We start from the raw sequence: 19246 nt of genomic DNA, 5'->3' as shown, positions 1-19246 counted from the left end.
CCTACCAGAAAAAAACTTACCTCCTCACCCATTCCTCATTTTTCTCCTCACTTTTTGTTTTCCTCACGATAAAAACAGGTGAGGAATGGAGATTTATTTATCCTTAAAAATCAATATCTTTTTTACTCCTCACTTTTTCTGTATATATGTGAAAAAAGTGAGGAAAAGGTGAGCCGTAAAATCCCTCGCCTCACCGCTCCTCACTTTTTTACTCACTTTTTAGTCTTCATTGTTTTGGTTAATGATGGTAAGTTCCTGCCCGTTGCGGGTAATCAGTCCGTCTTGCTCTAACTTGGTTAACCAACGGCTGAAATTCTTCACATTCACCCCCATCGCCTTTAAATCATCACGGACAAGGGCAATGCTGCAAGGCTCTTTCAGGGCGGTACGTGACCGAATACACTGCCATAATGCTGTATGGTTATCGGTTTTATTGGAGACATGCCCGATGTCCTCCTCTTCAACCGGATCACGTGGCCTGTCAACCAGAGCCAGTGACGTAATATCCTCACCGTCTTTATCAGTAAAAAGTTCAACCACACGCATGTCATAGGCTTTGGTTTCCGGTTCTTCGGCATCTTTCATTTTGGTACAGGTGATAACCAGCGCGCCGCCTTTTTTCCCTTCCCGGCTGATCCGATATTCAACATCCAGCGCGGCACGAAAGGCACTGGAACCCCTTGCACCCTTGCTTTCATCCTTGCCAGAATGGTGAACCACGAGAATGCTTGCGCCTGTTTTAGCTTTCAGCTCGTCACAACCCCGGACAAAAGCGCCCATATCTTTTGAATCATTCTCATCAGCACCACCAAAACAACGGGCGAGAGTGTCCAGAATAATCAGGTGTACCGGTTCGCCTGTTTCAGACTCAACCTGCTGGGCGGCAATCACCAGTTCATGTACTTCGGCTGGTGAGGCCGGAAATACCGGGGTATTGATCAGATACATATTTTCAACCGTCTGATCATTGACGATTTCCCATGCTTTGATGCGCCGTGGTACGCCGATCCCGCCTTCACCGACAACGTACAGCACGGAACCCTGAGCAACGGCTTTCCCTGCCCATGCTTTACCCGTGGCAATATGACAGCCCCATGCGCCTGCCAGAAAACTCTTATATGACCCGCTCGCCCCATAAATGCTGCACAGGGAATGTGCCGGAATAATGCCTTTAACAATATAATCCAATTGAGCATCAAAGCCTTCTGAGCCAACGGATAGGGGTAATTTTGTCTTACGCTTTGGATAAAGCGTTTCTACATTGTGATAATTGTGGTTTTCTGTTGCGTGACTGTTCATTGATTTCCCCACTTGATACAAACCCTTACTGAATGCCTGCTTTGCTGCCTCAATACCATAATGCTGGCGATAATCATCCCAATCGGCTTTGACAGCATCCGGTGGTAACGTGATCCAACCATTCACCGCAATAGCCGCTTTTTCTGCCGAGAGCTTGCCGATATTCACTTTGGGTTTACCGTGCTTATCCAGCTCGCCAGGGTGATGCCAGTCATTATCCGCAGCCAGAATAATTTTGGTGTCCGGCCACCGCTCCCGAACGGCTTTGGCAACAGAATACAAATTGCCCTCATCCAGCGCCGCCAGAACTGTGCCTTCATAGAGCTGGTTAACCGTGAGTGCTGTGGCGTAACCTTCGGTAATGACTACCGTATCGGGATACGCTTCCAGTTCTGACACGGCAATAAATGCGCCTTTCTTCTGGCTGCCAGAGAGTGTTTTTTCTCACCATTGGGTTTGATGATCTGCGCACCTGTGACTTTTTTATCCAGTGCTGTCAGTGCCAGCATTATCGAATTATCGAACAGTAGTCGCTGGTCAAGGTGTTGCAGACCTTTTGCCGCCAGATAGGGCGATTGCCCGGCGACAGTTTGCGCCATCAGTGCCGCCACCCTTTCAGCAATCGGCTGTGTGGGATAATGGGTTTCTTTGGCTGGCTTGGGTTCTGGCAAAGGTAGCGCCAGTACATTAGCGACAACTTTTGCCGCCTCAGTAACAGAGATCCCTTTGGTTCTTGCCACTAAATCCAGTCCATCACCATAGTTCGGGACGTCACACTGGCGGCAATGCCAGTTGCCATGATGATGATCGTCAATAAAGTGAAAACGGTCGGTGCCGCCGCAGACCGGGCAAGCGCCATGTTTTCCCTTTGCAGGGATATCAATACCACACGCAGGTAGCAGGTTTGACCAGGAATACATGGCGGAGGTTTTCACGGTCTGGATCAGATCAAGCGGTTTTTGGTTGCCCGTTGTTTTTTGGACTGTAAATTTAGGGCGAGTTTGGGTATGCTGTGTATCAGCCATAATTTTTTACCTTGCTTAATGGTTGTTGGTCAGACGCCTCACATGTGTCTGACGCACTTCGGGGCGTTGTGTTTTATAGTGCGTTTCTTTTATGTCATGTTCTCTTATGCGTTATGCCGCCCGTGATTCGGCGATACGCTGGGCGATCCAGTGATCAATTTCTGTTTCAATAAAAGCGACTGAGCGCGGGCCAATTTTAACTTGCTGTGGGAATGCGCCGTCGCTAATCAGTTTGTAGATCCACGCTTTGCTGTAACCCGTTCTGCGCTGCACTTCCGGCAGACGGATCAGACTGGTTTTCAATGCTGCCATTGTCATGTTATATTCTCCTGTTACCGAGTCCCTGAGCGCTCATCGTGGACGTTGTTGGATGACAGGCGGATTATTGAAAAAGACAAGACATAATGAACAGCGTTAATTGTTTTTCTCCCGATGAGAATTAATAGGTTGCAGATTGTACTAACGGTTTTTTCGGTCGCACAGTGGTTTGGCGAAGTCATAGGGCGTGATGGATTTTTCCCGGTTGGCGTCCAGATAATCCGCCCACCACTGCACCATCAGCCGCCGTTCGTCCAGATGTTTAGAGGTGTGCATATAGGCCGCCCGGACGTTGTTGCGTTCGATATGGCTGAGCTGGCGCTCGATGGCGTCATCGCTCCACAAGCCGGATTCGCCCATTGCTCCGCGCGCCATTGTGCGGAAGCCGTGTCCACAGACGTCGGTTTGAGTGTCGTAGCCCATGGCGCGTAACGCTCTGTTGACGGTGTTTTCACTCATGACTTTCGCAGTACCATGAGCACTGGGGAACATCACGTCACAGTTACCGCTCAGTTTGTGCAGGGCAGTAACAGCGACACCGCCTGATGGCTCAGGGGCACGAGGTGCTCAGTTTTCATTTTCATGTCGCGTTCAGAGAAGCGAACGCCTTCGATAGCTTTTCGTGTGGCAGGAATTTTCCAGACGGCATTTTCAAGGTCGATTTCCTGCCAGCGGGCGAATCGCAGCTCACTGGAGCGAACAAAGGTCAGCAACGTCAGCTCTACGGCGATTTTGGTCAGTAAGCGTCCACGATAGGCCGATAAGCGGCTCAGGAAGTCAGGTAAATCTTCATGGGGCAGCGCCGGGCGGTGGCGGCATTTTGTGGTGGTGAGTGCGCCGGCCATGTCGTTAGCGGGATTGGATTCCAGAATATCATTCTGGACAGCGTAGCGCATGATGGCAGTGATACGTTGGCGCAGACGTTGGGCAATATCATGCTTGCCCTGTTCATCAATGGCTTTGACTGGCGCTAACAGTTGGCTGGTGCGTAATGTGGTAATATCACGAGAGCCGATATGGGGGAAAATATACTGCTCAAGGCTGCGTAGTATTATCTGGCGGTGGCTGTCATTCCAGCGTTTGTTACTGGCATGCCAAACACGGGCGACCTGTTCAAAGGTGTTGACTTTGGCGGGCGTAGGCGTGCCTTTTTTCTCGGCTTTAGGGTCGATGCCTTGCGCCATCAGCTTTTTAGCTTCATCGCGTCTGGCACGGGCTTCGGCTAAGGACACGGCCGGATAGACACCAAACGCCAGCCGGTCTTCTTTTTTATCGGTGGGGCGATAGTACTTCATGCGCCAGTATTTAGAGCCGCGTGACGAGACTTCCAGATAGAGACCACCGCCATCGGCGAGTTTGTAGGTTTTTTCTTTGGGTTTTGCGGTTTCGACCTGTCGTGCGGTGAGTTTCATTATTAAGGGCATCCCTGTAATCGAACGGTAAGTGCCCCGAATTATGCCCCTCGCTGCATCTTGATTGCAACAGACTAAACGAGACGTAAAAATAAGAAAGGATGTTGATTTTGCTGGAGTTGACAAAATTTATTTGACTGAGCTAGACTTCACGGGAAGTTGAAGTGGTGCCCGGAGGCGGAATCGAACCACCGACACGGGGATTTTCAATCCCATCGTAAGTTAATTCAATGTAAAATTTCCTAATCTGACGATTTGTACGCTTAACTCTAATGAGTGTACAAAATGATAATTCTTCCGATAATTTCTCCCAAAGGCGGCGAAGGTAAATCCACCCATGCTGCAAATCTGGCCGGCTTTTTTGCCGATGCCGGTCTACAGACTCTCCTGATTGACGCCGATTACTCACAACCCACATCCAGCAGTATTTTTAATCTGGACTATGAAGCGCCCGCCGGGCTGTATGAATTGCTGATGCAGACGGTGGATCTGAGTCAGCCAGACAGTTTATTTCCCGTTCGACGATCAGACACCTTGATATCCTTGTTTCCAACGATCCCGATGAACTGCTGTCGACAGCGATGCTGCACGCCCCTGACGGGCGCCTTCGCCTGCGCAATATTCTGCAACATCCACTGTTTCATCAATACGATGTCATTATTATTGACTCCAAAGGCGCGACCGGGGTGATGACGGAACTGGTGGTACTGACTGCAACTCAGTTTGTGCTGGGGATAATTAAACCTATCCTGCCGGATGTCCGTGAGTTTTTGCGGGGCACGTTGCGGATGCTGACCCGACTGCAATCCTTTGAAAATTACGGTATTCAGCTGCCGCTGATCCAGATACTGGCCAATGGCATTGAAGGCACCAATCTGGACAGGGACACGCTCAATGAACTGACCGATATTATCGACCAGCAGCGCTACGATACGTCAGCATTGGGTGGCAGAAAGGTTTATCAGTTGCTGAACACCCGGATAGATCTACTGGATATCTACAAACTGGGTCACGTTCGCGCCCAGCCTGTTCATCGCCTGGAATATAAAACTCCCCGCAAAAGTCCCGCCGCCGCCCAGACCATGCACAGTCTGGCCTGTGAACTGTTTCCCGAATGGCAGGAGAAATTTGATGCCGTGTTGATTGAACAACCAGATGGAATTGGAGACGAATGATGGATAATTTAGAAATATTAGGAATACCTAAAAATATAGACCCATTGGCGTTTTATGCTGAAGAAGCGGAGCAATCTGTATTAGGCGGTTTAATGTTAGAAAATGATCGCTGGGACGAAGTGGCTCCACTATTGCAACCTCAAGATTTTTTCTCACGTGCGCACCGTATTATCTGGCAAAAAATGGCTGAGTTGTGCCATGCCAATCTTCCTATTGATTTAATAACACTACAAGATGCGCTGGAAAAATCTGGTCAGCTTGAGCACGTAGGGGGATTTGCATATTTAGCTACGATATCAAAATATACACCAAGTGCAGCTAATATAGTTCATTACGCTGAAATAGTTTCTAAACGAAGTCGTGCAAAAGGACTGATGGACCTTGGAAAAACACTGGTAATTCAGAGCGCAGATCTTAGGACAGATGCACTTCAGCTTTGCGAACAGGCTGAAAAGCAACTATTCCTTTTATCGGAAAAAGGGGCAGTTGCTGAACAACACTCACTAATGGATGTCGTATCGAATGTTATCGATTATCTTGAAAACGCTATTCAGAGCAATGGAATAACAGGAACTCCAACAGGGTTTGCTGATCTCGATAAAAAAACCTGTGGGTTTCAGCCTGGGGATTTAATCTTATTGGGTGCGCGCCCATCTATGGGAAAAACCGCGCTAGCAATGGCAATATCTCAAGGTGCCCTTAATGGTACAGAAGGGGTTGTGCAGTTTTATAGCATCGAAATGCCAGCGGAACAGTTAATTCAGAGATTGGTTAGTGAATTAGCTTCAGTGCCACTTGAGGAAATACGTAGTGGAAATTTAGATGATAGAGATTGGGATAAAATCACCGAAGCCTTAAAGGTTATATCAGATTGGAAAGACAGATTAGTCATTGATGATAGTAGTAATATGACACCTGCTCTACTACGTGCTCGCGCTCGTCGTAATGCGCGTAAATTTGGTAAACCTAAGCTTATTGTCATTGACTACTTGCAACTTATGCGTAGTCCAGATCAAGAAAATCGTACGCTAGAAATTGGTGAAATTTCCCGTAGTTTAAAGGCATTAGCAAAAGAATTACGTTGCCCTGTGCTTGCTTTATCTCAATTAAATCGTCAACTAGAACAACGTAAAGATAAACATCCTGTCAATGGTGATCTTCGTGATTCTGGTTCCCTTGAGCAAGACGCGGATCTTATATTGTTTTTGTATCGTGATGAGGTTTACGACCCCAATTCCTTAGATAAAGGAATAGCAGAAATTATTATTAGTAAGCAACGACAAGGGCCGCTAGGGGTAATTAAAGTTCAGTTTGATGGAAGATACACTCGTTTTTCTGATTTTCCACAAGGATATGATTTTGGGATGAGGGGGTAATATATGAAAAAGCAAAAAAATAAAAAATTAGGTGATGCTTTATTACTTGGAAGCTTTTCACCGAATGCGAATATTTCTAATGTTCCTGAAAATCCAGTTATACCAGTGAGTGAAATGCCTATGGTATTAACGCTAGATCAGCTTAACCCAAACCCAGATAACCCTAGAAAGGTGAGGAATCCCCGTTACGATGATATTAAGGCGTCTATTAAAGCACGTGGCTTAGATACAGTACCTAAAGTGACTCGTGATCCTGATGGTGACGATACATATATATTTAGTGATGGTGGTAATACCCGCTATCAAATTCTTTCAGAACTATGGCAAGAAACAGGTGATGAGCGTTTTTTTCGAATTCACTGTTTATTCAAACCGTGGCCTGGTCGTTTACATTGTGTAATAGGCCATTTGGCAGAAAATGATATGCGTGGCGATTTAACCTTCATAGAAAAAGCGCAAGGAGTTCATAAAGCCAGGGCATTGTTTGAAGATAAATTGAGTAAAAAAGTAACATTACGTGAACTTTCTAATTTATTAGATAAAGAAGGATTTCCTGTCCATTATTCCAGTATCAGTAAAATGGAAGATGCATTAAATTATTTGTACCCATATATGCCGACCTTATTAGAAAACGGTATGGGTAGAGGTCAAATTGAATCACTACTTTTACTGCGTTCTAATGCTAAACGTGTGGGAAAAGAATTTCTTTCAGATAGCGATGACAAAAACTTACCTGTTGACGTTTTTTCTAATGTTTGCGCTCAGCTTGATTCCCCAGAATTATTTTCATTAGATGTATTTCGAGATGAGCTAATCGGAGAATTAATTAAAAATTGCCCTCATTCATTGTTAAATTATGATAGATGGTTATTTGAATTAGATCCTAAAACGCAATCTAAAGGAATTTTTGATAATGTAGATATAAACCAAACGAAAAATAATGCTGAAGGTGAAGTAAAAGGTAAATCTATAACCAAAGAACATCATGACGATATATCTTTTCCAGACAATGAAGCACCAGAAACAAAAATTGCGGAAAACGTAAAACAGATAAAAGAAACAATTGAAGATGAGCAAGTTGATTTTGTTGACGTTAATAACTCAAATGAGGAGGAAAATACCGAAAAAGCTTTAGTAAAAGAAAACGATTTTTATAGCACGAAAAAAAATAATACTCCTAATAGTGAATCAGAAAACGAACCAATAGAGACATTCATATCACCATATTTTGAAAGTTTGCCAAGTCAAGGTAAAGAAAGTCAACCGGTAACGTTAAGTGCATTATACCCTATTTCGCCATTACAGGACGATATTGAACATCTACAAGTAGAAATATTCCGCTCTGTTTTTTCTCTTGTTGATGGATTAGATATGTCTGAGTTTATTAGCCAAGATAATTCTGAAATGAGATCCTCTGGGTTTAGAGTTAATGAAGGTGATGCACCTGTTCTAACTTTATTGAAATTGTTATCTGGTCATGATGGAGAGGTACTTAATCATGGTTATCTTTGTGAAGTGTTAGTTGGTTCATGTACTGCTGATAAAATAAAAAGCCCAGATTTTGATGATGAAGCGATCTTACAGTTCATAAAAATCGTGCGTTTGCTAAGAAGGTTACGTGAATTGCAATCAATATATCAATATGATGGAGTCACGAATCTTAATGATGTGTGAAGATAATTTACAATATCTCAAACGTCTAATTAATACTATGCCTCCCTTTTTCAATACAGGGCGGCATAAAAAAGATCATGATGAAAAAGAGTTGAAAAAACTTATCTTTTTGATACGTGAATTTCAGGCTGTTGCTATGAAAAATACACAAAAAGAAATGTTTTCAACTCAATTAGTGGAATTGGCTAAACATGAAATAGATTGGAATCTTTTGTTAATGCTCTGCTCAGAAGTTACAGGTTCGGGTGTTTTGCTTCAAAAAAGTGAATTATCTGAACGGTCATTTGATGTTATTTTTTATGGATTAGGTCACCGTTCTGAAATAGCTAAGATATTGTTTATTGAGTTGAAAGATAGGCTGAGGTTGGCAACATATCGTCATTTAAGAAAAAATTTAGAAGTTGAACGTTGTCAATCAACGCCTTTTTCTCTGCTTAGGAAACAAATGAAGCATAAGTTTTGTGTGCAGTGGGTTGGGCAATTGTGGATTGAAATGTCACCTTTAAAGCTACATTGCAATGAAATCCATCATATGAATGATTGGAAAGTTGAATTTTATGGTCATTCTGTTGTTGGTTTTTATATTGGGGATCAAAACAATGACAAAGCAATTATCAATGTCAGGTAATAATTTATTGACTGATCTTATTATGGAAATTAAGTCTGGCAACTTAAGGCGTTGTGATTCATTAGGACTAAGTCCAGACGAAATTCGGATGTTGAATAATCTGACACTTGAGGATTTATATTATCTTTCCAAAAGTCAAGTATCTGTTATTACATACCATATACATCATGAAAACCTATACTTAATTTTAGAACAATCGCGGTTAGAACAAAAAAGAAACGAGTGTATTGATAGGGCATTAGCATTAGGTGCATCTATAGAAATGATGCATCACTACTTTGGACTTTCTCCTGTAGACGTCAGCACTCGCAGACGATTAGCGAATTTAAGAGTATCTGTTGGACGTTCTTCTAATTTGAGTGAGCAAGATAGAGAAGCTCTTTGGAGTCGTTGGAAAAAATCCGACATTCAAAATATAAACAGTGCAGAAGGATTTGAAATGATGATGTTACTGGCAGAAGAATTAGCATTATCACTAACGGCTGTTTGGAATAATCTTCAAGATTTGCTAGAAGTTTCACCTGTAAATACTAAAAAAAGGAGTCTTAAACGTAAAATAAGGAACCTAGTGTGAAGATGAGTGAACACTACAGATTAATGTATCGAGCCAGGATTCCTGAAAAAATTATCAATAAAGCTACAAAACAACTAATTCGTTTTAAGCAGGGGGAGCGAATTTCTATAAAAATGAAATGTGCGGGAAAACAGGGAGGGGTATTGAAAATTAATGTAGGTACATTTTGGCGTTTGTTAAGTCGAGACAACGGAAGAAACTGGGAACTAATGACGCACGAACGTTATAACAAGGAAATATTCAAATAGTGAGTGAGTCGTTTTTCTCTGCGCCTGCTCACTGGGCGCAGTAAAAAAACGATTTAATTTATGAATCATAAAGTAGTATGGATGACATATGGCTATTTCAAAAGAGAGTCTAATTAATTTTACACTAGAAAAAATGCAGCAAAAATTAACGTGCATATCAGAACCCACGGGAACGATACGTAGTGGTTTAATTTATGCTGGAAATATCCATGACTCTATACCTCGCCAGCTAATACTGGATAACCGTCTCTCGCCTTTCGATAAACTAACATGGATGATGATACGTTTATATGCACAACAAAATGATGGTGCGACTTTTCCTACGTATGATGAATTGCAATTACAATTAGCGGCTCCTAACAATAAAAAAGCATCAAGAGAAACAATAAGCAGGGCGTTATTAGTGTTACGAATTACCGGATGGTTAAGTTTGTGTAGACGGGTTCGGGATAATTCTGGGTGTATACGTGGCAATATTTATATGCAACATGACGAGCCGATTAGCGCATTGGATGCTGAAATATTAGATCCTCGTTGGTTAGATATATTAGAAAAAAGCTGTTCCCATGAAAATAAGAGTGTCCGTTTTACAGCTAGGGCTATTTTACAGGAAGTAAAAGACGATCCTCTTATGAAACATCAACATTCTCGAATAAAAATAATAGAAAATCGTTTAGGAACAGCACAGACACCACAACAAGTGGCAGCGGAGCAAGAGGCTATACTGTCAGGTAGTAATATTTCACCAAAAAATAAAAATCGAACTCAGTCAAAACAGTCAAAATCACTTAGTTCGGAAATCGAACTAAGTCAATCACAGCCTACATTGGAACCAAATTCGAAAATCGAACTAAGCGTAAAATCAAATGGTTACAATGGAGTTCGAAATTCGAACCACTACGTACGTAATTTTACACATGGTGTAAAAGAAACGTACGTATCTGAAACATCAGTATTAATTTTTTCGGATAAACTGAAAGAACGGTTGGGTAAACAGGACAGTAATATGCTGTTAGAACAGTTGTGTGATTTACCTACTGAACAAGCTAAGTTAATCTTAAATCAGCTAGAGTCTGGTTTTGAATCTGGTTCTGTTAGGAATCCAGTAGGATATGCTCTGGCGCTGTTGAAATCAGCTAGAGAGGGGCGTTATTCACATAACGCTAATTATAAGAACAATAAAGTAACAGAAAGAGAAAACTTGGAAGGAAATAAAAAACAAACAATAGAAGAAAGAAAAAAAGTCGAAAGGAAAAAGCACCCAGCTGCCAACACCAAGCAAATTAAAGAACATATTTCTGACATTCGAAAAAAATTGTGTTTCCCCCCGAAACATAATTAGTTTTTAGAAATTACTTTTTCCTAAATAAGAGTTTTTCATTGATGAGAAATGCATTTAGTTACTATTTTTTAAATATGCTAAATAATGGAGTGATTTTTTATGACTGCTAAAGATGTAAGTGCTGAAAAGAAAACAGCGGGAGCATTGAGATCTGAATTTTCATTTGAACTTCATACACATTTTGCTATGAAAATATGGGAAGGTCGGCATAGAAATGATGTTAATAAGAAAGAAAGGTGGGACATCATTAGTATGCCCGTTTTCATCGGAAGAGTGACACGGATTCATTATGACGCACTGGAGAATAATCCATTTGCTGATATGTTTTTGTATCGTATAGAAAAATCATTGGATGAAAGTATTGAGCTGTTGCAATCTGAGTTAGATAAAGCTGGGAAGTGGTTAACGCAAATTCCTGCACAAATATATATATCCGAAGTTGCATCTTCTGAACCGCTAGATCTGGGAGTCTTTAGTCGAACCCCTTTGGGTTATAAATGTGTTTGGTTATTGGTGGGAGTTGACCAATTAGCTATGCGTACATATCAAGCATATCACTATGGGTTAATTTCCAGAAAAAAAAAGACCGATGTACTTGCTATTGCTGGTCATCAAGTTCGTAGGGCCTTTGGGATCGTGAATCTTTACCGTAGGCTGCCCATTTCACGAGCAAATTTGGTTAAAGAAAGTGAAGAGTATCAAGCTGCCGTAAAACTAATGGGTGATTTGGATCACGATATTTTAACTGGAAAGAAGCGTTCGTCTTTTTCTCCGCCACTGGCTTCCTTAAAGTAGTAGCACTTAACAGTTGTTAACTATATGAGGAGTACTTATGTCTTTTTATAAATTTACTGTTCCTTTCTTTTTTGTGCTGCTTCAGGGTTGTGTTGGAACAGAACTTTCTGAAATTAATAAAAAAATTAGTGATTTTGGGTTATCTATAACAAAAGGTCCGGTTTCTGACGCTGATGATGGAATGCCTAGATTAAATGCTGATGTAGGAAAAAAGCGCAATAGTCGCCAGCAGGAAGTAACTGTTTCGGTTGATGTAGATACAGCAGCAGCAAGAGTCAGACGTTTCTATGAGTTTGTATCTAAAGATGAAATAGATTCATTGAAGAATAGTGGTAATAAACAAGATGAATGGACAGTAAGTGCTATAAAAGCTGCCGGATACACATGGGGAGCCAGCCCAGGCAGTTATTATAGTATGGGAAAAAATTGGAACGATAACGATCATTTGAATATTAAATTGCAGAAAAAAGGTAAAGGTACGCTGATGTTTATTACTTATAGTTCAGCTAACCCGGCACATCTAACTGATAACTATCTGAAACGTTTATTTAAACAAATTAATGACGTATCAGTGGGTAAAGTCCAATAACTTTAATCAACAAGGAATGACTATGCGTCTTTTTTTATGTGAAAAGCCATCTCAAGGTAAAGATATTGCAAAGATTTTAGGAGCAAACACTAAAAAAGATGGTTTTTATGAGGGGAGTGATCTAGTTGTTACATGGGCTAGGGGGCATTTGTTAGAAAATGCGTCCCCTGATGCTTATGGTGAGCAGTTTGGTATCCCCTGGTGTAAGGACGCCTTACCTATCATTCCATCTCAATGGAAAATGGTTGTAAAAAAAGACGCATCATCAATGTTTAAGACTATTTCACGATTGCTGAAACATGCTTCTGAAGTAATCATTGCCACTGATGCCGATAGAGAAGGGGAAGTCATTGCGAGAGAAATATTGGATATGTGCCGCTATACAGGCCCCATTCAGCGGCTTTGGTTATCGGCACTGGATGATGCGAGCATTAGGCAAGCGCTTCGTTCAATGTTGCCAGGTAAAAAAACAGAACCGCTTTATCAGGCGGGACTAGGACGCTCCCGCGCAGATTGGTTGATTGGTATGAATATGACTCGTTTTTTTACAGTATCGGCACGAGAACACGGGTATGGGGGCTTGTTCTCAATTGGGCGGGTTCAGACACCTACATTAGCGTTGCTAGTAAAAAGAGATCGTGAGATAGCCCAATTTACACCTAAACCATATTGGCAAGTGAATGCGTTATTACAACACCAAGGGATACTCTTTACGGCTAGGTGGGTAGCGGCTGAGCAATACTGTGATGATGAAAAACGTTGTAATCAATTACCAATAGCGAAAGCTGCAACTCAGTTATGTAATCAAAATAAGCAGGCGCGAGTATGTGAGGCTCAACAACAGCGTGCAAAACATTCACCACCTCTTACTTTTGATTTAGGGACGTTACAGCAAGTTGCATCAAAACGTTGGGGGTTCAGTGCTAACCAGGTACTAGAAATAGCTCAGAGCTTATATGAAAAACACAAAGCTACCACTTATCCAAGAACTGATTGTGGCTATTTGCCTACCTCCATGCAATCGGAAATTCCTGAAGTCTTAAAGGCACTAGCAGTAAGTGATCCCTCGATATCTCCATTATTAAATAAACTGGATATCAAATTAGTTTCACGTGTTTGGAATGATAAGAAAATAACGGCGCACCACGGGATTATCCCAACTAAACATCCTCCAGTGTTGTCAGATATGAATGCAGTAGAAAGAAAGTTGTATGAATTGATTCGTACTCACTATTTGGCTCAATTTTTACCTGCACAAGAAATTGATGTAACGACTCTTTCTTTTGACATAGGGGGCCAGTTGTTTATTTCTAAAGGCAACGTTGAAGTTATTAAAGGGTGGAAACTGCTATTCTCAAACTCAGAAGAAGAGAATGAAGATGATACAGAACCCACAGAAAAGCTCCCCGCTTTATCTCAAGGTGAAGTGTGCGAAGTTAAAAGCGGGGAGCTTAAGCAATTGGAAACTAAACCTCCCCAACACTACACTGATGGTACATTAATTGCTGCCATGAAAAATGCGTCTGCATTTATCACTGATCCAGCTTTAAAGAAAGTCTTAAAAGATAATGCAGGGTTAGGAACGGAGGCTACACGAGCTGGAATTATTGCTAAATTGGAGGAAAGAAACTTTTTGTCTCGTCAGAAGAAGTTTCTGTTAGCTACGGATATTGGCTCTCAGCTTATTGATGCACTACCATTTGTGGTAACTGACCCAGGCATGACAGCATTATGGGAACAGGCTCTGGAAGAAGTTGCTGAGGGTAAAATGTCCTTGGCTTCGTTCATGCAAAAGCAAGAAGCTTGGGTTCGCCATTTGTTGGAGAAAGCGCAAAATATACCATTAAAGCTGAACCTACCTACTATGCCCTCTTGCCCAAAATGCCAGGGGAGAATGGTATTACGTGAAGGCAAAAAAGGGCGTTTTTGGAGCTGTCAGCGTTATCCTGAATGTAATGGTATTGTTGCTTTGGATACACTGAATAAGGCGAAAGGTGCTAAACTCCAACTTGGTAAGAAGAAAAAAAGTAATACATTGAAAACACTTTTTTCGTAACTTAGGTTTACAGTTACCTACGTTATTGGTAATGTTTTCCAGTTAGGAAATAGTACCCCGTAGCTGCGGAGGGGAAACGTTGAAAAGCGTCCTAACCCTAACAGTTCAGAAAATTACTGCTTCGACACAGTAGATTTTCAAGGCGTATCCAACTCCGTGAAAAGCACGCCGGGTTTGTTGAATGGCCTCGGAGTTTCATTCTTAACTTCGCAGAACTGGTACAACTGCTAAAGGCGTTACCTCTGGTAACGCCTTTAATTTATTCCGATAATCGGGCGAGTAAGGAAAGTATTATTTAACGAAAAATTTGAGACTCTTATCTACATTTTCATTTTCAGACGTTTTTTATAATAACATGGTTATTTTATGACGTTAGGCTGTAATTAAAATAAATTTCATATCAATAAAATGATTTAATAAATAATAATATAGAAAAGTTTTTTGATTTGTAATTAAATTTACATATTACTTATAAAATTTAAAATTGTTACATCATCTCATGATGATTTATATTTTATATGCCTTATAAAATTAAATTTTATATGTGATTTATTTAGCATGAAAATTATGAAATTATTTCAGGAGAATATTTATGTTCAAGAAATTATTAACAACTGGAGCACTAGTAGCAACATTAATCGGAGGAGTTGGGACTGCATCTGCACTGGGGACGGCATACTATTGTCCAGAAAGCATGGGAGGGCGTATTTATGATCAGGCTCCAGGTAAAGAACTTACGATGTGGGTTGTTCACTCGACTAGGGTTTTTTCGAATTCATTTGAAGATTTTGGTAGAAAGTGGAATTTCACAGGAACAATTTGGGAATGTTATTTAGATCGTGGTTATGAACATAAAGACAGAGGTCCAAAATATTATGCTGCAAAATATGGTGGTGAGTGGGTAAATAAGCCTCGCTGAAATAAATTAGCTTATAAATTTCTAATTTATATTTAACATGAACTATAAAACTCAATTTTATATGTAATACATTATAGAGGAATGCTCATGTTCAGAAAATTATTAACAATTGGGACATTAGTAGTAGCATTAATCGGAGGAATTGGGATTGCATCGGCAGCAGGAACAAAATACTACTGTCCTGGATATGGTACGATTTGGGATCAGGTTTCAGGTAAAGGGCTTACGATGTGGGTTGTTCATTCAGCGAGAGTTTTTGCGAAATCATTTGAAGATAAAGATGGCTATAGAAAATGGTATTTCACCGGAAAAGTTGCGGAATGCCAACTAGCGGATGATTTACCTGGTGGTGGTCCAACATATTATGCTGCCGAATATGATGGTGAGTGGATAAAAAAATCTCGTTTAAAATAACGAAGTTTCGACATTATTTTTATGTTTCGTTTTAAACCTGGTATCAGGGTGAGAGTACGAATGCTTATTTACTAATAACGCTCTTGCCCTGACCGCAATATAATCTGTTAAAAGTTAGTATTAAATTATTGACATTGTTGCACTTTGGTTTAATTATATACATTGTTTTATGTTGCTCTATGTAACCTATTAATGCTTCAGCAGCCTGAAAGGAGCGCTTTCGAGTGGCTGTATTAACAATGTTTCGGTAGTCTGAGAGGAACGCCTTCGGGTGACTACGCCATCTGCCATACCTGAAAAGGCAGACAGTAAATACTCTGGGTAAACCCGTTTATTCTTTGAAAACGGGGATCGCTAAAGCGATTAAGAAACTCTTCACATATATCATATCGCGATATCAAGTTAGCCATCAGACTGACTTCCCAATGGGAAACAATTATCCCATTGTGGGTGATGTTTCTCATTTTTTTACCTTATTTCCTAGGAGAAACATCATGATGAATAGCAAAAATGAAAACAAATACTTCAATCTTCATATCAATGGCATCGGGTATTTAAGCAATATTCGCCATATAAACGGATCTAATGGGCGTTTCTTGTCGGTTGTGATTAACGCTTTAAGTGGTCCTACTGATAGTCCGGCATACGTTCGTTTTGATACTACTGTTGCTGGAGAAAACGCCATTAAGCTTATAAACCGCTGTCAGAAAGCCGTGGATGAAGATAAAAAAGTGTTGATTGGATTCGTTTTAAGTAACCCGTCTACTGAGATTTTTACACTCAATAGTGGGGAACATGCCGGAGAACAGCGTGTTAGCCTGCGTGCTCGGTTAATTAATATTGACTGGATCAAAGTTGGAAAAGAGATGGTATATAAGGCCGAAAAATCTCAATCAGCACCACCTAGTGAAGAAAAGGTTCCTGCAAAACAGTACGCGGAAGACTCATTCTAAATCACATAATTTTACTTCCCTGGGAAAAATATATTTCTTTCAGGGAAGTATGTTTCTGCCTTATCAATAAAGGAACATGCTATGATGAAAACTGGTATGCTTGCTGCAAAACTTGCAGGGCAAAATTTACCGTTACAGGTTTTATATAGCCGTGTTGGTTATTATATTGGAACGGTGAATGAAGAAGGACCTGTGTCTCGGGAGTCCGTCGAATATTTCAAATCGGATAAAATTGCATCTAAGGCTCTAAAACAAGGAAATTGGACGCAACGCGAATACATCTGAGGAGAAATATTATGGCTTCAAGAGGCGTTAACAAAGTTATTTTGATAGGAAACCTGGGAGCAGATCCAGAAATCCGTTATATGCCAAATAATAACGGGGTAGTGGCAAACATTACTCTGGCGACATCTGAGAGTTGGCGAGATAAACAATCTGGTGAAATAAGAGAGAAAACGGAATGGCATCGTGTGGTGATCTTCGGAAAGCTGGCTGAAGTTGCAGGTGAGTATCTCAGAAAAGGTTCACAAGTTTATATAGAAGGATCTTTGCAAACTCGAAAATGGCAAGATCAGAGCAGTCAAGATCGTTACACTACCGAAATTGTGGTAAGTACTGGTGGTAAAATGCAGATGTTGGGCAATCGTAGTGGGGCACAGGAGAATTGGGGGCAGCCACAAGTCTCTCAGCAATTCAGTGGTAGTGCTCCATCTTGTTCGGCTCAATCACCTATGCCACAGAACAATGAGCCGCCAATGGATTTCGATGATGATATTCCATTTTGACGGTGACTTGCGGACTCACGATAGAATAGTAATTTCCCCTGTTAGTTCGGGGGAAATTTTTATGCATTTTTTATTATTATTTTATATAATCAATATTGATTTATTAATTCGTGTTGTTGTATACTTAAACTATCAAGAACGGAAGGCCGTTTTTGATCACCTGGCAAAAGCCATTCTCATAGGAGTAAATTATGTCCCGTAAATCTATTATAGTTAATTTGGCTGTACAAAATGAGATACCTTCAATCCATTTCTGTAATCATTCTGTGTTAAGTGGAGCTAATAGCGACTTATGGGTTCCTGTAGGTAGTTATAGCGCTAATCCTATGGATCTGTTTAGGGCGGTTGGTCACTGTGATCTTTTTAGGGCCATTGAGGATATTATGAGTGCAAACTATTGCTGCCATAATGTTGTTAGTGTTCAGCAGATTTTGCAATTAATGCCAAACTGTATAGATTTCAAAGTAGTATATAATTTTTGATAACGTCTTGTTGCAGTGGAAGGCCACTGCAACATATTTCGCGGCAGCACTTCTCACAGGAGAAACATATTATGTTGGAAAATAAAAAATATACTTGGAATATTCCTGCCATTCGTTCATTTCAGGCTAGTGAAATACAATATTCATTAGTTATTCCTATGAGGCAACTAAAACGTTTGCTTGCTTTTGATAATAGTCAGCACGTAATGTCACGTTCTCAAAGAGAATTAAATAAAAATCGAGCTAAAAAAATATCTCAGTATTTGATTAAATCTTTTGATAATAAAATCCCTTATATTCTTCCTCCTCTTGTTGGTAATATTGACAGTGATATTGAATTTGACGAAGTGGGAAATGATACACGTATTGGAATTTTAAAAATTCCAATGGATGCCGATATTACTCTATTTGATGGGCAACATAGGGCGTATGGAATTATTGAATTTTGCAAACAGAGAGATGTTAATGATTATATTTCAATAACACTTACTGAAAATTTAGATCTTGAAACACGACAACAATTTTTTTCAGATATTAATAGTAATGCGTCAAAACCTTCAGCTGCAATTAATCTTGCGTATAATAATCGTGAGGATTACAGCCATTTAACCCGATATTGGATAAAAGAAATTAAAGCTGTTTCTGAGTGGGTTGATTATGAACATAACGTTATTCCTAGCAAAAGCAATATGCTAATTAGCTTCAAAGCATTATATGATGCTACTAAACGTATATTTTGTGTACCTACTGAAGACATTTTATCAGAAACTATTAAAACTCAAGCTGTTGCAATATGGAGTTCTTGGGCCTACCTGACTGGTTTGACTGAGGGACATAGTAAAGTTCACAGCTTAGATTACCGAAAAGGACACATAACATTTCATGGTGTATTAGTTAATGCGTTTTCCTTTGCTGTATGTGAGCTGTTGAAGGAGGAGAAGTGTATTGAAGATGTTATTGTTAAAATCAATGGGGTCGCATGTATAATGAATGAGACTAAACGTGATGCATTTTTTCGTATTGAAAATTGGAAAGGTATTTGTGTTGACCCTGAGCGTGGAACAATCAGAGCTGATCTAAAGTCGCAACGTGCAGCGGGGAGTCATTTATTAAGTTTTATCAATTGCAATATTGGTTGCTGATTAACTAAGTTCATATGACTGGCAGGAACGTAAATGTGCC

Annotated in this window: 20 protein-coding genes and 2 pseudogenes; 17 read left to right on the top strand and 5 right to left on the bottom strand. The window is 40.5% G+C overall.

Features of this window, described 5'->3' with window-relative positions; genetic code table 11:
* Positions 1 to 219 precede the first annotated feature (219 nt).
* The 5 genes and pseudogenes from ACSJJG_RS14395 to ACSJJG_RS14375 form a co-directional block, all read right to left on the bottom strand.
* Entirely contained in the window at positions 220 to 1698 is a 1479-nt protein-coding gene (locus ACSJJG_RS14395; protein ID WP_481089748.1) for a helicase RepA family protein, read from the bottom strand.
* The gene (locus tag ACSJJG_RS14390; protein ID WP_481089747.1) at positions 1665 to 2324 is read right to left on the bottom strand and encodes a primase-helicase zinc-binding domain-containing protein; all 660 of its coding nucleotides are present in this window, start codon (positions 2322 to 2324) and stop codon (positions 1665 to 1667) included. The genes ACSJJG_RS14395 and ACSJJG_RS14390 overlap by 34 nt, the downstream gene beginning before the upstream one ends.
* Before the next feature lie 111 nt (positions 2325 to 2435).
* A complete protein-coding gene (locus ACSJJG_RS14385; RefSeq protein WP_481089746.1) occupies positions 2436 to 2642 on the bottom strand; it encodes a helix-turn-helix transcriptional regulator in 207 nt (68 codons plus the stop codon).
* A 141-nt stretch (positions 2643 to 2783) separates the two neighbouring features.
* Positions 2784 to 4054 (bottom strand): annotated as a pseudogene (locus ACSJJG_RS14380) (tyrosine-type recombinase/integrase).
* Between the two features lie 142 nt (positions 4055 to 4196).
* Entirely contained in the window at positions 4197 to 4463 is a 267-nt protein-coding gene (locus ACSJJG_RS14375; RefSeq protein ID WP_481090488.1) for a hypothetical protein, read from the bottom strand.
* On the opposite strand from ACSJJG_RS14375, the pseudogene ACSJJG_RS14370 reads away from it, so the two are divergent.
* The 17 genes and pseudogenes from ACSJJG_RS14370 to ACSJJG_RS14290 all read left to right on the top strand — a co-directional run bounded on the left by ACSJJG_RS14370 (position 4346) and on the right by ACSJJG_RS14290 (position 19206).
* Positions 4346 to 5229: pseudogene (locus ACSJJG_RS14370) on the top strand (ParA family protein). The gene ACSJJG_RS14375 and the pseudogene ACSJJG_RS14370 sit on opposite strands and share 118 nt — an antisense overlap.
* The gene (dnaB-PI, locus tag ACSJJG_RS14365; RefSeq protein ID WP_189757946.1) at positions 5226 to 6605 is read left to right on the top strand and encodes an SPI-7-type island replicative DNA helicase; all 1380 of its coding nucleotides are present in this window, start codon (positions 5226 to 5228) and stop codon (positions 6603 to 6605) included. The pseudogene ACSJJG_RS14370 and the gene dnaB-PI overlap by 4 nt, the downstream one beginning before the upstream one ends.
* A gap of 3 nt (positions 6606 to 6608) precedes the next feature.
* Positions 6609 to 8279 carry a ParB family protein gene (locus ACSJJG_RS14360; protein ID WP_189757947.1) on the top strand — a complete coding sequence of 557 codons (1671 nt, stop codon included), beginning with the start codon at positions 6609 to 6611 and terminating at the stop codon, positions 8277 to 8279.
* Entirely contained in the window at positions 8269 to 8907 is a 639-nt protein-coding gene (locus tag ACSJJG_RS14355; protein WP_189757948.1) for a DUF7168 domain-containing protein, read from the top strand. Before ACSJJG_RS14360 ends, ACSJJG_RS14355 begins: the two co-directional genes overlap by 11 nt.
* Positions 8879 to 9481: a DUF2857 domain-containing protein gene (locus ACSJJG_RS14350; protein ID WP_189757949.1), complete on the top strand. Its 603-nt coding sequence runs from the start codon at positions 8879 to 8881 to the stop codon at positions 9479 to 9481. The genes ACSJJG_RS14355 and ACSJJG_RS14350 overlap by 29 nt, the downstream gene beginning before the upstream one ends.
* Positions 9482 to 9483: 2 nt before the next feature.
* Positions 9484 to 9729 (top strand): ParE family toxin-like protein, encoded by a 246-nt coding sequence (locus ACSJJG_RS14345; RefSeq protein WP_189758070.1) that lies wholly within the window; start codon positions 9484 to 9486, stop codon positions 9727 to 9729.
* Between the two features lie 88 nt (positions 9730 to 9817).
* The gene (locus tag ACSJJG_RS14340) at positions 9818 to 11071 is read left to right on the top strand and encodes an STY4528 family pathogenicity island replication protein (RefSeq protein ID WP_189757950.1); all 1254 of its coding nucleotides are present in this window, start codon (positions 9818 to 9820) and stop codon (positions 11069 to 11071) included.
* Positions 11072 to 11170: 99 nt separating this feature from the next.
* On the top strand, positions 11171 to 11866 hold the full coding sequence (locus tag ACSJJG_RS14335) for a PFL_4669 family integrating conjugative element protein (RefSeq protein ID WP_189757951.1): 696 nt from the start codon (positions 11171 to 11173) through the stop codon (positions 11864 to 11866).
* A 37-nt stretch (positions 11867 to 11903) separates the two neighbouring features.
* Entirely contained in the window at positions 11904 to 12455 is a 552-nt protein-coding gene (locus tag ACSJJG_RS14330) for a hypothetical protein (protein ID WP_189757952.1), read from the top strand.
* Between the two features lie 22 nt (positions 12456 to 12477).
* Positions 12478 to 14511: a DNA topoisomerase III gene (locus tag ACSJJG_RS14325; RefSeq protein WP_189758071.1), complete on the top strand. Its 2034-nt coding sequence runs from the start codon at positions 12478 to 12480 to the stop codon at positions 14509 to 14511.
* Between the two features lie 592 nt (positions 14512 to 15103).
* On the top strand, positions 15104 to 15430 hold the full coding sequence (locus ACSJJG_RS14320; protein WP_189757953.1) for a hypothetical protein: 327 nt from the start codon (positions 15104 to 15106) through the stop codon (positions 15428 to 15430).
* An 87-nt stretch (positions 15431 to 15517) separates the two neighbouring features.
* Complete coding sequence (locus tag ACSJJG_RS14315) at positions 15518 to 15844, top strand: hypothetical protein (protein ID WP_189757954.1); 327 nt, start codon at positions 15518 to 15520, stop codon at positions 15842 to 15844.
* Between the two features lie 497 nt (positions 15845 to 16341).
* Positions 16342 to 16797, top strand: a complete 456-nt coding sequence (locus ACSJJG_RS14310) for an STY4534 family ICE replication protein (RefSeq protein ID WP_189758072.1) — start codon at positions 16342 to 16344, stop codon at positions 16795 to 16797.
* Positions 16798 to 16878: 81 nt separating this feature from the next.
* A complete protein-coding gene (locus ACSJJG_RS14305) occupies positions 16879 to 17082 on the top strand; it encodes a hypothetical protein (RefSeq protein ID WP_399477574.1) in 204 nt (67 codons plus the stop codon).
* An 11-nt stretch (positions 17083 to 17093) separates the two neighbouring features.
* A complete protein-coding gene (locus tag ACSJJG_RS14300) occupies positions 17094 to 17582 on the top strand; it encodes a single-stranded DNA-binding protein (RefSeq protein WP_189757955.1) in 489 nt (162 codons plus the stop codon).
* 191 nt (positions 17583 to 17773) lie between these two features.
* Positions 17774 to 18064 carry a hypothetical protein gene (locus tag ACSJJG_RS14295; RefSeq protein WP_189757956.1) on the top strand — a complete coding sequence of 97 codons (291 nt, stop codon included), beginning with the start codon at positions 17774 to 17776 and terminating at the stop codon, positions 18062 to 18064.
* A 71-nt stretch (positions 18065 to 18135) separates the two neighbouring features.
* A complete protein-coding gene (locus ACSJJG_RS14290) occupies positions 18136 to 19206 on the top strand; it encodes a DGQHR domain-containing protein (RefSeq protein WP_189757957.1) in 1071 nt (356 codons plus the stop codon).
* Positions 19207 to 19246 lie beyond the last annotated feature (40 nt).

The organism is Xenorhabdus sp. SGI 60 (assembly GCF_056632175.1).
The sequence above is the reverse complement of the archived record's forward strand: the minus strand, read 5'-3'. Positions and strand labels throughout refer to the sequence as shown.

Excerpts from the sequence above, each read along its gene's own strand:
- dnaB-PI (WP_189757946.1), top strand. The coding sequence starts at position 5,226 with ATGATGGATAATTTAGAAATATTAGGAATACCTAAAAATATAGACCCA.
- ACSJJG_RS14335 (WP_189757951.1), top strand. The coding sequence starts at position 11,171 with ATGACTGCTAAAGATGTAAGTGCTGAAAAGAAAACAGCGGGAGCATTG.
- ACSJJG_RS14315 (WP_189757954.1), top strand. The coding sequence starts at position 15,518 with ATGTTCAGAAAATTATTAACAATTGGGACATTAGTAGTAGCATTAATC.
- ACSJJG_RS14305 (WP_399477574.1), top strand. The coding sequence starts at position 16,879 with ATGATGAAAACTGGTATGCTTGCTGCAAAACTTGCAGGGCAAAATTTA.
- ACSJJG_RS14390 (WP_481089747.1), bottom strand. The coding sequence starts at position 2,324 with ATGGCTGATACACAGCATACCCAAACTCGCCCTAAATTTACAGTCCAA.
- ACSJJG_RS14360 (WP_189757947.1), top strand. The coding sequence starts at position 6,609 with ATGAAAAAGCAAAAAAATAAAAAATTAGGTGATGCTTTATTACTTGGA.
- ACSJJG_RS14295 (WP_189757956.1), top strand. The coding sequence starts at position 17,774 with ATGTCCCGTAAATCTATTATAGTTAATTTGGCTGTACAAAATGAGATA.
- ACSJJG_RS14350 (WP_189757949.1), top strand. The coding sequence starts at position 8,879 with ATGACAAAGCAATTATCAATGTCAGGTAATAATTTATTGACTGATCTT.
- ACSJJG_RS14300 (WP_189757955.1), top strand. The coding sequence starts at position 17,094 with ATGGCTTCAAGAGGCGTTAACAAAGTTATTTTGATAGGAAACCTGGGA.
- ACSJJG_RS14310 (WP_189758072.1), top strand. The coding sequence starts at position 16,342 with ATGAATAGCAAAAATGAAAACAAATACTTCAATCTTCATATCAATGGC.
- ACSJJG_RS14385 (WP_481089746.1), bottom strand. The coding sequence starts at position 2,642 with ATGACAATGGCAGCATTGAAAACCAGTCTGATCCGTCTGCCGGAAGTG.
- ACSJJG_RS14290 (WP_189757957.1), top strand. The coding sequence starts at position 18,136 with ATGTTGGAAAATAAAAAATATACTTGGAATATTCCTGCCATTCGTTCA.
- ACSJJG_RS14345 (WP_189758070.1), top strand. The coding sequence starts at position 9,484 with ATGAGTGAACACTACAGATTAATGTATCGAGCCAGGATTCCTGAAAAA.
- ACSJJG_RS14320 (WP_189757953.1), top strand. The coding sequence starts at position 15,104 with ATGTTCAAGAAATTATTAACAACTGGAGCACTAGTAGCAACATTAATC.
- ACSJJG_RS14325 (WP_189758071.1), top strand. The coding sequence starts at position 12,478 with ATGCGTCTTTTTTTATGTGAAAAGCCATCTCAAGGTAAAGATATTGCA.
- ACSJJG_RS14330 (WP_189757952.1), top strand. The coding sequence starts at position 11,904 with ATGTCTTTTTATAAATTTACTGTTCCTTTCTTTTTTGTGCTGCTTCAG.
- ACSJJG_RS14340 (WP_189757950.1), top strand. The coding sequence starts at position 9,818 with ATGGCTATTTCAAAAGAGAGTCTAATTAATTTTACACTAGAAAAAATG.
- ACSJJG_RS14355 (WP_189757948.1), top strand. The coding sequence starts at position 8,269 with ATGATGTGTGAAGATAATTTACAATATCTCAAACGTCTAATTAATACT.